Origin of the sequence: Blautia coccoides (genome assembly GCF_034355335.1) — a bacterium.
Lineage (GTDB): Bacteria > Bacillota > Clostridia > Lachnospirales > Lachnospiraceae > Blautia > Blautia producta.
In genome coordinates, this window is sequence record NZ_CP136422.1 from 1,761,390 (window position 1) to 1,773,692 (window position 12,303).

The 12,303-nt window shown below is 46.5% G+C and carries 13 protein-coding genes; 11 read left to right on the forward strand and 2 right to left on the reverse strand.

Annotated elements, in window-relative coordinates; translation table 11 throughout:
- Positions 1-41: 41 nt before the first annotated feature.
- Positions 42-764, forward strand: coding sequence for a helix-turn-helix domain-containing protein (locus tag BLCOC_RS07665; RefSeq protein WP_115624919.1), 723 nt, complete (start codon positions 42-44; stop codon positions 762-764).
- A 45-nt stretch (positions 765-809) separates the two neighbouring features.
- Here the strand turns inward: BLCOC_RS07665 and BLCOC_RS07670 are convergent, their stop codons facing one another.
- Complete coding sequence (locus BLCOC_RS07670) at positions 810-980, reverse strand: DUF362 domain-containing protein (protein ID WP_018593743.1); 171 nt, start codon at positions 978-980, stop codon at positions 810-812.
- Between the two features lie 371 nt (positions 981-1,351).
- On the opposite strand from BLCOC_RS07670, the gene BLCOC_RS07675 reads away from it, so the two are divergent.
- On the forward strand, positions 1,352-1,552 hold the full coding sequence (locus BLCOC_RS07675) for a DUF1858 domain-containing protein (protein WP_018593741.1): 201 nt from the start codon (positions 1,352-1,354) through the stop codon (positions 1,550-1,552).
- 69 nt (positions 1,553-1,621) lie between these two features.
- Here BLCOC_RS07675 and BLCOC_RS07680 read toward each other — a convergent pair whose 3' ends face one another.
- Positions 1,622-2,365, reverse strand: coding sequence for an adaptor protein MecA (locus BLCOC_RS07680; protein WP_029469949.1), 744 nt, complete (start codon positions 2,363-2,365; stop codon positions 1,622-1,624).
- Positions 2,366-2,868: 503 nt separating this feature from the next.
- Between BLCOC_RS07680 and BLCOC_RS07685 the strand changes: the two genes are divergently transcribed.
- The 9 genes from BLCOC_RS07685 (at position 2,869) to BLCOC_RS07725 (ending at position 12,298) form a co-directional block, all read left to right on the forward strand.
- A complete protein-coding gene (locus tag BLCOC_RS07685) occupies positions 2,869-3,084 on the forward strand; it encodes a hypothetical protein (RefSeq protein ID WP_029469948.1) in 216 nt (71 codons plus the stop codon).
- A gap of 211 nt (positions 3,085-3,295) precedes the next feature.
- Positions 3,296-5,014: a glycosyl hydrolase family 18 protein gene (locus tag BLCOC_RS07690; RefSeq protein WP_029469947.1), complete on the forward strand. Its 1,719-nt coding sequence runs from the start codon at positions 3,296-3,298 to the stop codon at positions 5,012-5,014.
- A gap of 47 nt (positions 5,015-5,061) precedes the next feature.
- Complete coding sequence (locus tag BLCOC_RS07695) at positions 5,062-5,826, forward strand: coiled-coil domain-containing protein (RefSeq protein ID WP_029469946.1); 765 nt, start codon at positions 5,062-5,064, stop codon at positions 5,824-5,826.
- A 173-nt stretch (positions 5,827-5,999) separates the two neighbouring features.
- Positions 6,000-8,195 carry a bifunctional diguanylate cyclase/phosphodiesterase gene (locus tag BLCOC_RS07700; protein ID WP_115624920.1) on the forward strand — a complete coding sequence of 732 codons (2,196 nt, stop codon included), beginning with the start codon at positions 6,000-6,002 and terminating at the stop codon, positions 8,193-8,195.
- 196 nt (positions 8,196-8,391) lie between these two features.
- On the forward strand, positions 8,392-9,081 hold the full coding sequence (locus tag BLCOC_RS07705; RefSeq protein ID WP_029469944.1) for an N-acetylmuramoyl-L-alanine amidase: 690 nt from the start codon (positions 8,392-8,394) through the stop codon (positions 9,079-9,081).
- Between the two features lie 282 nt (positions 9,082-9,363).
- Complete coding sequence (locus BLCOC_RS07710; RefSeq protein WP_115624921.1) at positions 9,364-10,413, forward strand: L-threonylcarbamoyladenylate synthase; 1,050 nt, start codon at positions 9,364-9,366, stop codon at positions 10,411-10,413.
- 130 nt (positions 10,414-10,543) lie between these two features.
- Complete coding sequence (gene rpiB / locus BLCOC_RS07715) at positions 10,544-10,972, forward strand: ribose 5-phosphate isomerase B (RefSeq protein WP_029469942.1); 429 nt, start codon at positions 10,544-10,546, stop codon at positions 10,970-10,972.
- Positions 10,973-11,156: 184 nt separating this feature from the next.
- Complete coding sequence (gene upp / locus BLCOC_RS07720) at positions 11,157-11,786, forward strand: uracil phosphoribosyltransferase (protein WP_029469941.1); 630 nt, start codon at positions 11,157-11,159, stop codon at positions 11,784-11,786.
- 26 nt (positions 11,787-11,812) lie between these two features.
- The gene (locus BLCOC_RS07725) at positions 11,813-12,298 is read left to right on the forward strand and encodes a deoxycytidylate deaminase (protein ID WP_029469940.1); all 486 of its coding nucleotides are present in this window, start codon (positions 11,813-11,815) and stop codon (positions 12,296-12,298) included.
- Positions 12,299-12,303 lie beyond the last annotated feature (5 nt).

The window sequence follows — 12,303 nt, forward strand, 5'->3', positions numbered from 1 at the left end:
GATACTGAACAGTTGCGACGCAAAATGGAAGGGGTCAGTGTATGAGTGAAACCAGCTATTCGGTTTCTGAAACGGCGAAGCTTTTGGACGTGCAGTCACATGTCCTGCGCTTTTGGGAAGAGGAGCTGCATCTGCCGATCGACAGAAACGAAATGGGGCACAGATACTACACCCGATATGATATCCAGGTACTTCTGGCTATTAAAGAACTGAAGAAAAAGGGACTTGCATTAAAAGAAATCGGCAGCCTGATTCCCTTTTTATATAAGGATGAGGAAAACCGGGATGAGACAGAACAAAGGACAACCGGCAGCCGGGAGAAAGTGACTGAAACGGTACAGCAAAAAACACCGGAGCCGGCAGGACAGAGACCGGCAGAGCAGAGAAGAGAAATACCTACATCAAGGAAAAGCAAAAGGGCAGCTGCAAGAAAAGCGGCCTCCAGAAAGAACAGGCCGGTTCAGAATCATAACCCGGTTCAGAATCATAACTCCGCTCAGGAAAAGAACCGTGCAGTCACCGGCAAAACGCGGCAGGCGCCAGTACAGGCTGAGGCGGAAGCTGAAAGCCAGGTTCCGGCAGAGTTTATGGAAATACTGGACAGGTTGGTAAAAGAGCGGATGCGGACCCTTCATTCCGGGGAAGAACGCTATAAAAGGCTGGATGAGAGAATCAGAATCTGTCAGAAATCCCGCAGGGAAGTGGCGGCGGCCATGGAGCAGGAGCGGCAGAAGAATAAAAAATTGTTTAAGAAAAAAAGATAATAAAAAAACACAAACCTGCAGTAAAACAGGTTTGTGTTTTTTTTATTAAGCCTCTACGATTGCTTCTGTAGGACATGCTTCTGCGCAAGTTCCGCAGTCAACACATTTGTCAGCATCGATAACGTATTTGTCATCGCCCTGGGAGATAGCTTCAGATGGGCATTCTCCTTCGCAAGTTCCACAGCTTACGCATTCGTCTGTAATTACATATGCCATACTTAAAATCCTCCTTTTATAATTTCTGAACCCTACCTTATCTTATCCCCGCGTCAGCGCAGCGGTAAAATTCGGAACATCCGTTGGTATAAGATTCAGTTCTTACGCATATTCTAATATATTTGGTATTAGAATACAAGTCTTTATTTCTAAACAATCCGTGAATTATTCTTGTTTGCAGGCAAGTGGGCTATCCGGCGGGAAATGGAGTTCAAGTCTGCAGACAGGAGTACCAGCTGTCCGTTTCAAGGCATCTGCTGTGATCACTGCCACAATTTTTGGAAAGAAAAAGAAAACCGGAGAAAAACAGTTGAATATAGGAGAAAAAGAGTTTATAATAATACACAGTACGAAAAAAGGAGGAAACTATCATGACAATTTCCAAAGATATGACAATCGGCGAATTACTCCGTGTGGATGAAAATATTGTTCCGATTCTGATGAGAGCCGGTATGCACTGCATCGGCTGTCCTTCCGCTCAGGGTGAAAGCCTGGAAGAAGCTGCTATGGTTCATGGAATTGATGCAGATGTTCTGGCTGCTCAGATCAACGATTTTCTGGCAGATAAATAATTGAAGATGAAAAGCCCCGGCGGTCTCCATAAAAATGGATATCCGCCGGGGCTTTTTACCAGCATCCGGTTATAGGGCTGCCAATTTCTGTAGTGCTTTGCCGGCAATAATGCGTTCGGCGTGTTCCCTCAGATAAGCTTCGCCTGCCTGTGAAAAAGCACTGCCTTTTCCGTATTCGGAAAGCATGTTGCAGACTTTATTAAAATCGGACGGGGTGTTCTCTGACTGGTGAATGACCAGTTCATATTCCCCTGTTGCACCGTCCTTGTAGAGGGAGTTCTCTCCCTGGAAGAAATTGTTCAGACCGCGGGCTGCGCGGATCACGCCGTCCAGGTCCTGAAAACGGTACTGCCGTATAAGACGGACCGGTACTTCCGGTGACTCTGTCGGCGCTGGTGTTTTCACTCCCTTTTTCTTGGCTGCGCTTTTTGCTTTGGCCTCATAAATTTTCTGGAATACATCAATGATGTCATCAGCTCCTTCAAATTCTAAAGGCGGCTGTGAATTATCTCCTGCAGGTCCGCCGAAAGGCGTAAACTTGGAAAAACGTGTGTCCAGTTCCTCGGGATCTTCCACCTTGGTAATGATCAAGATAATGCTGTCCGCAGAAACCGGAATCGCCTCAATCATCAGCGGTATATTATCGGCTTCAAAACCGAATTCATAGTTTGCCTGCTGCATCATATCACGGAACAGGTCTTTGGCCTTTTCCGTACCATAAGCCAGTTCACTTAAACGAATCTGACGGTCTTCCAGATCAGCCTTTGTGAGCGTGCAACGTATCTGGTTGTCGTTGATTTTTTCTATCTTCATTTTATCACATCCTGTCTATCTGTCAGTTCTGCCCTTCAGGCAAAACAAAGATGCTGGTATCTCACTTATATTATATACTATGAAACGCAGGTATGTAAAGCGCTTCATACTTTTTTCATATATGTGGAAAAAAGTAAAAATATGATCAAAATAAGAAATAATTACATAAAATGGCTTGCTAAGTCAAATTCATATATGATATAATGATTTCCACAGACAAAGAAGGAGTGCTGTAAAATTTTTTACAGAGGGGAGTGATGACATCCCGTAGGCCTTCGTCAATGACAATATTCTTAATTTTCATTTCAGGCGGCGTCTGACCGCAGGCAGAGAGTACATTCTGTACGATTTGCATGATCCCATGTGACAGAGAACACAGACTATGGATATATTTTTTATGGGGATTACAGCGCCTTTCTTTATCTGTAATATTGGAACCGCGTTTCAAGAAGAAAGGAGAGGGCAGAGGTATAATATATCACGAACTGCTGTCCACAGTAAACATGAAGAAAGACAAGGAAACTTCAGCGCTCCGGTGTGAACTGGAAACCTACCGGCGTCAGGGGATTCCCCTTATGCTGAACGGAAGTCCGAGCACTCCGGAAGAAATTGAACAGGCATGCAGTGTCGCAGAGGAAGGTGTCTATATGCGGGACTATGTGCAGAATGAGAGAGGGGAGGTTGAAAAGCTGCAGTTTGATTTCGTGAAAAACGAGTAAGCCATTTAGGAAACCCTGTGATATTTGCGTTCCCGGTATGTATGACAGGGGGCCGGAACAGGGGGGATCTCTGTGCTTGTGAGGGATTTTCCCCAATCCGGCTGTTAAGTTCTACTATTAAAAAAATATAAATTGTCGAAGAAAGTAATGACGAACGAAAAAAGTATGTTATAATGGTGGAGAAATGCGAGAAAAAATAAGGAGTTAAATTATGAGTCAAAAGAAGAGAAGGCGGAGAAGGAGAAGGAACAGCAATGCCGTTATGGTACTGGTAGTTATCCTTCTCATAGTAGTGGTTGCAGCTGTGGGAGTGCTGACTGCCGCGATCAAGAGACGTACACCTTCCGATACGAGAATGGATCTGAACACGTATTATGGATTGGAGAAAGAGGATGATGTGGCCTTAGTGCTCCAGAATACAGTGAGTGAAGCGAAGGGTAAATTGATGGATGGACACGTCTATCTGGATTACGATACCGTGTCAAATGTGCTGGGAGGGCGTTTTTACTGGGAAGCGGACAGCTCACAGATGCTTTACACCACACCAAATGAGATTCTTACCATAGCACCGGAGAGCACTGCTTATACAGTGAACGGTGAAAATAAAGACGAAGGCTATAAGATCATCCGCCAGACCGATGATAAAATTTATCTGGCACTTGATTTTATTCAGAAATATATGAAAATCACCAGTACGGTGACAGAAAACCCCAACAAGGCGGTAATTCGCTACCAGTGGGGGAGTGAAAAGATCGTAAAAGCGAAGAATGACACGGTGATCCGTTACCGGGGCGGCATCAAGAGCGATATTTTGGCAGATGTGGCAAAAGGTACGGAACTGACATTGATAGAAGAGCTGGACAATTGGTCTCAGGTGGCAACTCCGGACGGCTTCAACGGCTATGTGGCAAAAGAAGACCTGACAGCGTCAGAGGAGAAGGACGTGGAGTATGACGGCAGCTATAAAGAAGAGTTTACCAGTCTCACAAGAGATCATAAGATCAATCTGGCGTGGCATCAGGTTACCTCTGAGGATGCCAATGCCGGGCTAGCCCAGACGCTGGAGGGCATAACAGGGATCAATGTGATTTCTCCCACGTGGTTTTCCGTCACGGGGGCAGAGGGAACCATCTCCTCCCTGGCCAGTGCGGATTATGTGAAGCTGGCCCATGAAAAGGGGCTGGAAGTCTGGGGCCTGATCGATAATTTCAACAAAGATGTGAGCACTCTGGACACGCTGTCAAACCGCACATCCAGAGAACATCTCATTCAGAAACTCATAGAAGAAGCGGCAAGAGTGGGTCTGGACGGCATTAACGTGGATTTTGAGACGCTGACCCAGGAGGAAGCACCTCATTTTATCCAGTTTATCCGCGAACTGTCCATTTCCTGCCGGAAAAACAATCTGGTTCTGTCCATAGATGATCCGGTTCCGCAGTTTACTTCCTTTTATAATAGGAAAGAACAGGGAATCGTGGCAGATTATGTCATTATCATGGGGTATGATGAGCATACAGACGGAACTGAGAAAGCAGGTTCTGTTGCCTCCCTGCCATTTGTGGAGGAGGGAATTCAGCAGACATTGAAGGAGGTTCCGAAGAATAAGGTGATCAATGGGGTTCCCTTCTATACGAGACTTTGGTTTACGGACAATGCCGGAACTGTGACGAGTGAGATTATGGGTATGGACCAGGCAGATAAGATTGTGGCAGAGATGGGTATGGAAAAGTATTGGAACAAAGAGGTTTCACAAAATTATGCGGAACTGGCTACAGATAACGGCCTGTATCAGATATGGCTGGAGGATGAGCAGTCACTGGATGCCAAGATGCAGTTGATACAAAAGTATGAGCTGGGAGGCGTGGCAGAATGGAAACTGGGATTTGAGAGAGCTGATGTGTGGAACACCATCAGCCAGTACCTGCAGTAAAGGCCAAAAACAGCAAGAATGTGATTCAGAAAGGAACAGGTGGAGTAATGGGAGAACACGAATTGTTTAAAACCACGATCATGGGGGGATTTGATAAGGAGGATGTGCTGGAACAGGTGCAGCGAATGAAGGATGAAGCTGCCTCTGAACAGTTAAGGCTGAAAAAGCTTATTTCGGAAAAGGATGCCAAGATAGCAGAGCTTATGAAGCGCATTGAGTTAAAGGACGCCCATCAGGAGCGTCTGGAAATGGAAATCCATGAGAAATATCAGAAGTACATTGACAATTATGAGAGCATAGGAAAACTGGTCTTTGATGCCCAGTTAAAGTCAGACGCCATGATCAAAGAGGCTGAGGAGAAGTGCAATACCATGATTTCCGACGCGGAAGCAGAGGCAAAACAGCGCGTGGAAGCAGTGCAGTCAGAAATTGATGATAAACTGCGGGAGGGCAAGAAAAAATACATAGCGGTTCAGGATGAGATGAATGAGATCGTACAGTTGATCAATCAGGCCCAGAAGCGTTTCATGGCTTCTTATAAAGAGGTACATCAGATCATCAGTACAATGCCTACATCACTGAATGATATTGAAGAGGAGCCGGATGTAGAACTTCCGCCGCCGGCGGAGGATGCAGAGGAGCTTCATTTGGGAGATACCCAGGAACTGGATCTTTTGGATGCACTGGATGATATTGCGGAACTTGAGGAGTTTGAGGAAGATGAAGACTCCAAAATTGCAATGCAGATATCAAAACTTCTGAGTGAAGAAGATGAGGCTCTTCTTGAGGAAGAACTGGAAAACGAAAGATAGAAGCTGAAAAGCGGAGTATGATTTTTACTGCCTATTGCCCCGGGAAGACAAATCCCGGGGACTTTTTTGAATTTATTGTCAATATGTGGTAGAATAGACTTGTATCGCTCCCTGCTGTCATCTATAATAGCAAGCAGCAGAGGGATAAGGTTTTTTGTGTAGGAGAGGTCGTTATGGAGCACAGGGAGTTGTGGCAGCTGGCAGCAACAGATACTTTGACAGGAGTATCAAGCCGGAGAGAAGGCAAGGACAGGCTGGAATTGATCATAAAAAGGGCTAAAAAAGAGAAAAAGACGCTGACAGTGGCAATGTTTGATATTGACAGTCTGAATTGGATAAATAACCGTTATGGAGACAGGGCAGGTGACAGAGTGCTTCAATTTGTCACGTCTGCTTCCAGGCGTTGTCTGCGTCCCGAGGATATTATTTTCCGTCTGAGCAGTGATGAGTTTATTGTGGCAGTTTATGGGGAAGAGCTGGCCAGTGCGGATAAACGTATACAGAAGATTTTGGAAATACTGGCAGGAGAGTATGAGGAGTATGGACTGGAATGCAGTCCGTCTTTTTCCTACGGGGCAGTGGAAATCTACCCGGAGGACTGCTTTACGGTTTCGGATATTATAGCGAAAGCGGACGAACTGATGTATGTGCAGAAGCGGAATTACCATATTTTGCGCGCGAAAAGCAAATTGAAGCATGCTGATGCGGAATCGGTAACCGAAGATGATTTTCAATATAATCAGGCACGTCTTTACGATGCACTGACAGCGAGTACAGATGACTATATATTTATAGGTAATATGAAGACCGGTGTTTTCAGATACCCGCCTGCAATGGCGGCAGAATTTGCTCTGCCGGGTGAGGTGGTGGAGAATGCAGCAGCCTGTTGGAGCGGTTTGATCCATCCCCATGATGAAGCGCATTTTTTAGAGAGCAATCAGGAAATTGCGGATGGGCGTGCAGAGGAGCACGACATTGAGTACCGGGCAAGAAATGCAGAAGGTGAATGGATCTGGCTGAGATGCAGAGGAAAATTGGTCCGCGATCAGTACGGCAATCCTGACATGTTTGCCGGAATGATCACGAATCTGGGCAAAGAAAAACAGATCGACCATATGACTGGACTGTACAATCGGTTTGAATTTGAAGGCAGCATTAAGAAATATCTCATGGATGGCAGCCAGATCACCCGGATCGGAGTCATGATCCTGGATATGGACGCTTTCAAAAATATAAACGATCTCTATGACCGGATGTTTGGAGATGAGATCCTTCGGATGACGGCAGGGAATATAAGAAGCATACTTCCGGAAAATTCCAGAATTTACCGTCTCGACGGAGACGAGTTTGGCATTATCATCACAAACGGAACGGAAAAGGACGCAGAGGATATTTTCTCAGAGATCCAGAAGCAATATACACGCCAGCAGGAATATAATGGAAAGAAATATTACTGCACCATATCAGGGGGATATGCAGTCTGTCCTGATAATGCAGATAATTATCTGGAGCTTTTAAAGTGTGCCAACTATGCGCTTGAACGCTCCAAGGCTATGGGCAAGAACAGGATGACGGTCTATTCTTCAGAGATACCTAAGGAAAAAGAGAAGAAGCTGGAAATGGTACAGATGCTCAGAGAGAGCGTAGAGAGAGGTTTTGCAGGCTTTTCTGTCTGTTACCAGCCCCAGGTGGATGCAAAGACAGGAGAGCTTTACGGCGCGGAGGCACTTGCGCGCTGGCACTGCAGCAAATATGGCGATGTTTCCCCGGGTGAGTTTATACCTCTGCTGGAACAGAATGGTCTGATCGTCTCGATGGGCATGTGGATCCTGCGCAAAGCCGCAGCTCAGTGCAAAAAATGGTGTGAACGGAAACCGGATTTTAATATGAGCGTAAATCTGTCTTATCAACAGTTTCTGGAAGGAGATTTGACGTCCTTTGTAAGAGACACGCTGAAAGAGGTGGATCTCAGCCCCTCCAATCTTACGCTGGAGCTGACAGAGTCATACTTTGTAAAAGAGGATGCCATTGTCAGGGAGACACTGGAGAGTTTTCAGAAAATGGGTGTCCGGGTGGCAATGGATGATTTTGGAGTGGGGTATTCCTCACTGTCTATGCTCAAGCATATCCCTGCCGATATTGTAAAGATTGACAGGGGATTTGTGAAAGGAATCACCACAGATCTGTTCAACGCCACATTCATCCGGTCTATCACGGAATTGTGCAATGATGTAGGCAAACAGGTCTGCCTGGAAGGTGTGGAGACAAAAGAGGAGTACGGCAGTGTGGGCAATATGGGGCTGAGACTGATACAGGGCTTTTATTTCGGGCGTCCGGTGCCCGCTGAGAAGTTCTTTGAAAATCTGTAACGATTCAGCAGTTCTGCGCATTCACTAAAGCGGCGGTTAGTACCGTTCCGTGTCCGGGCAAAATTTGCCAAAGACCATACGGCATGGTTTTTACACATGACAGTCAGGGTATTGGACGGCTGCGGAAAATTAAAAGATTAGGATAGTCCCTCAAAGCATATACTTTAACGAGTAGGCTTTGAGGGATTTTTATTTGATGAAGAAAAGACGTTTTGTGGAACTGGGGATGGCTGTTCTTCTGCTCGCATCCGCATTTCTCCTCTCCAGGGAAGGCGCGCGGCTGGTGAGCAAAGAAGCAGAAGGAAAGAAAGGTGTCATTGTTGTGGATGCCGGACACGGGGGAATGGATCCCGGAGTGGTGGGCATAAAAAAACTGGAGGAAAAAGAAATAAACCTGAAAATATCAAAAAAACTCCAGAAGCTATTGGAAAAAGAGGGATATCAGGTGATAATGACCAGGTCTGAGGATGGGGGGCTGTACGATGCGGACAGCAGGAACAAGAAAGTGCAGGATATGCAGAAGCGGTGCGAGCTTATCAAAGAAAAACAGCCGCTTCTCACTGTGAGTATCCACCAGAACAGTTATCCTGACGAGGCAGTCTGCGGTCCGCAAGTTTTCTATTTTACTCACTCGTCAGAGGGAGGAAAGCTGGCAAAGTGCATTCAGGACGCCATGAACAGCCAGCTTGATGTGAGCAGACCAAGGATAGAGAAAGCAAATTCTACCTATTATCTGCTGAAGCGCAGCGAGGGAATCTTAAATATTGTGGAATGCGGTTTTTTGAGTAATACCAGGGAGGCAGGTCTGCTGGAATCAGACGAATATCAGGATAAGGTGGCAAAAGCAGTCCGGGACGGCATTCTTACATATTTGGGTGACAAATAGAAATGAATTTAAAATGCAGGGAAATCCCGGAGCAGCCACACACCGGACTGTATCTGATACAGTCTGTGTGTGTACTCCTGCTGCTGTGAAGCCAAATGTCTAATGACTGACCGATGGCACTGCCTGTTCGTACAGTCAGCACAGTAAATGCCTGGACCTGCCTGGACTGTTGAGTTCGGTAACACTTTCTTATGTCGGTTATAAAAAAATTGTGGAAAAACCGCAGAGACAATGGTATTATGGTTATGTATGTAAAGAACAGACAGGAAGAAGAGAGAAAATGTGAATACCATATTATTGACAGTAGACAGGGAACACCCGGATGAAACTGTGATCAGACAGGCGGGAGAAATCCTGAAAAACGGCGGCCTGGTGGCTTTTCCCACAGAGACTGTGTACGGGCTGGGCGGAGACGGGCTGAACGCAGAATCCTCTGAAAAAATATATGCGGCAAAAGGCAGGCCCTCTGACAATCCGCTTATTATCCATATTGCGGACATGGAGAGCCTTGGCAGGATTGTCAAGGAGATTCCGGAAAAGGCAAAGAAAATGGCTGAAAAGTTCTGGCCCGGCCCGCTGACCATGATTTTAAAAAAGAGCGATGCGGTGCCTTATGAGACTACGGGCGGTCTTGACAGCGTAGCGGTGCGGATGCCCTCTCACCCGGTAGCCCTGGCGCTGATCCGTCACGGCGGAGGATATATTGCAGCGCCCAGTGCCAATACCTCCGGGCGTCCAAGTCCCACCAGTGCCTCCCATGTAGCAGAGGATCTAACCGGAAAAGTGGACATGATCCTGGACGGCGGAGATGTGGGGATCGGCCTGGAGTCCACGATCGTGGATTTTACAGAAGAAATCCCCGTCATTCTGCGTCCCGGATATATTAATCAGAAGATGGCTGAGGACGTGATAGGACCTGTGCGGATGGACAGAGGGCTTTTGATCACAGATGAAAATATTAAGCCAAAGGCCCCGGGGATGAAGTACCGCCACTATGCGCCAAAGGCCGGTTTGACTATTGTGGAAGGCAGTACAGAGATGGTCATTAGAACCATCAATGAAAAAAGCCGTGATCTGCAGTCAAAGGGCAAGCGTGTGGGTGTTATCGGCACGGACGAGACTGTGGGATACTATGAGGCACAGGTTATAAAAAGTATCGGAGCGCGGCAGGACGAGGAGAGTATAGCGAGACATCTGTTCGGACTTTTGAGAGAATTTGACCAGGAACAGGTGGACTATATTTTTTCGGAGGCTTTTGATACACCAAGGATGGGACAGGCCATTATGAATCGTCTGCTCAAGGCAGCAGGGCATCATCTTATACACGTTTGACGCCCTTGCAGCCGGAGACCGGAAAAAGGGATATTGGGCGTGACAAGACACACGATCCTATCGGCCGCAGGCTGTGTCAGAGTGTGTCTGCACTGTCATAATAGAAAGTAAAATACAGGAGGAAAATTACATGTTAGCATTAGGCTGTGACCATGGCGGATTTGAGCTGAAACAGGAGATTATCGGATATCTGGAGGAGCACAAGATTCCATACAAGGATTTCGGATGTGACAGCAATAAGTCTGTGGATTATCCCATTTATGCGAGAAAAGTCGGAAAAGCCATTCAGAGCGGAGAGTGTGACAAGGGAATTTTGATCTGCGGCACAGGTATAGGCATTTCCATAGCAGCGAACAAGATGAAGGGAATCCGTGCAGCGCTCTGTACAGACTGCTTCTGTGCTGAGGCCACCAGACAGCACAACAATGCCAATGTACTGGCATTGGGAGGCCGCGTAGTAGGGCCGGGGCTGGCTGTGAAGATAGTGGATACTTTTTTGAATACAGAGTTTTCCGGTGAGGAGAGACATCAGAGAAGGATCGATCTGATAGAAGAATAGAAGTAACTATTCAGTAAATCTGCACATTTACTGTGCTGACCGTAAGAAAACGTTCATCAGCCAGGCAAAAATCCCATCGCCAAAGGCGATTTGCATGGATTTTGGCTCGTAACTGAAGGGAACTGAACAGTTACGAATCGAAGATAAAACAAGACTAAAAAATAGAGGACAAAGGAGAAAATAGATGGGGAAAATAATGGTAATGGAGCATCCGCTCATTCAGCACAAGATCGGTATTATCCGCCGCACAGAGACAAGCTCAAAGGATTTCCGGGAGCTGGTAAGTGAAATCGCCATGTTTATGGCATATGAAGCTACGAGAGGTCTGAAGTTAAGAGACATTGAAATAGACACACCGATCACAAAGACGACTGTCAAAGAACTGGCAGGAAAGAAACTGGCTGTAGTTCCCATTCTGCGTGCAGGACTGGGCATGGTGGAGGGTATGCTCACCATGATACCTGCCGCTAAGGTAGGCCATATCGGTCTGTATCGTGACCCGGAGACACTCAAGCCGGTGGAATACTACTGCAAGCTGCCTGCTGACTGTGAAGAGAGGGAAGTTTTTGTTACAGATCCTATGCTGGCTACGGGCGGCTCCGCAGAGGCAGCTATCTCCATGCTGAAAGAAAAAGGCGTGAAAAATATCCATTTTATGTGTGTTATCGCGGCTCCGGAAGGGGTAAAGGCCTTAAGTGAGGCACATCCGGATGTTGATATCTATATCGGCGCCCTGGATGAACATTTAAACGATCACGGCTATATCGTGCCTGGACTTGGTGACGCCGGAGACCGTATTTTCGGAACTAAATAGCAGGTGTTTTCGGGAGGTTTTACAAGATGACAGATAAGAGAAGTGACTATATATCCTGGGACGAGTATTTTATGGGCGTTGCAAAACTTTCCGGAATGCGTTCCAAAGATCCCAATTCCCAGGTGGGGGCCTGTATTGTCAGCCCGGATAACAAGATTTTGTCTATGGGCTATAATGGGTTCCCAAAGGGATGCTCAGACGATGTGTTTCCATGGGCCAGGGAAGGCGGCGAACTGGATACCAAATATCTTTATGTGACCCACAGTGAGCTGAATGCCATCTTAAACTACAGGGGAGGTTCACTGGAAGGTGCCAAGCTCTATGTATCCCTGTTTCCATGCAATGAATGTGCCAAGGCTATCATTCAAGCAGGAATTAAGACAATTGTCTATGACAGCGATAAATACGCGGATACTCCGTCAGTTCAGGCTTCCAAGCGAATGCTTGATGCCGCAGGTGTCCGATATTATAAATATAATCACACGGGCAGAAACATCAGCTTTGATGTGTGAGCAGT

Bases quoted from the DNA above. Each gene is read 5' to 3' on its own strand.
- BLCOC_RS07665 (WP_115624919.1), top strand. From the start codon at position 42: ATGAGTGAAACCAGCTATTCGGTTTCTGAAACGGCGAAGCTTTTGGAC.
- BLCOC_RS07670 (WP_018593743.1), bottom strand. From the start codon at position 980: ATGGCATATGTAATTACAGACGAATGCGTAAGCTGTGGAACTTGCGAA.
- BLCOC_RS07675 (WP_018593741.1), top strand. From the start codon at position 1,352: ATGACAATTTCCAAAGATATGACAATCGGCGAATTACTCCGTGTGGAT.
- BLCOC_RS07680 (WP_029469949.1), bottom strand. From the start codon at position 2,365: ATGAAGATAGAAAAAATCAACGACAACCAGATACGTTGCACGCTCACA.
- BLCOC_RS07685 (WP_029469948.1), top strand. From the start codon at position 2,869: ATGAAGAAAGACAAGGAAACTTCAGCGCTCCGGTGTGAACTGGAAACC.
- BLCOC_RS07690 (WP_029469947.1), top strand. From the start codon at position 3,296: ATGAGTCAAAAGAAGAGAAGGCGGAGAAGGAGAAGGAACAGCAATGCC.
- BLCOC_RS07695 (WP_029469946.1), top strand. From the start codon at position 5,062: ATGGGAGAACACGAATTGTTTAAAACCACGATCATGGGGGGATTTGAT.
- BLCOC_RS07700 (WP_115624920.1), top strand. From the start codon at position 6,000: ATGGAGCACAGGGAGTTGTGGCAGCTGGCAGCAACAGATACTTTGACA.
- BLCOC_RS07705 (WP_029469944.1), top strand. From the start codon at position 8,392: ATGAAGAAAAGACGTTTTGTGGAACTGGGGATGGCTGTTCTTCTGCTC.
- rpiB (WP_029469942.1), top strand. From the start codon at position 10,544: ATGTTAGCATTAGGCTGTGACCATGGCGGATTTGAGCTGAAACAGGAG.
- upp (WP_029469941.1), top strand. From the start codon at position 11,157: ATGGGGAAAATAATGGTAATGGAGCATCCGCTCATTCAGCACAAGATC.
- BLCOC_RS07725 (WP_029469940.1), top strand. From the start codon at position 11,813: ATGACAGATAAGAGAAGTGACTATATATCCTGGGACGAGTATTTTATG.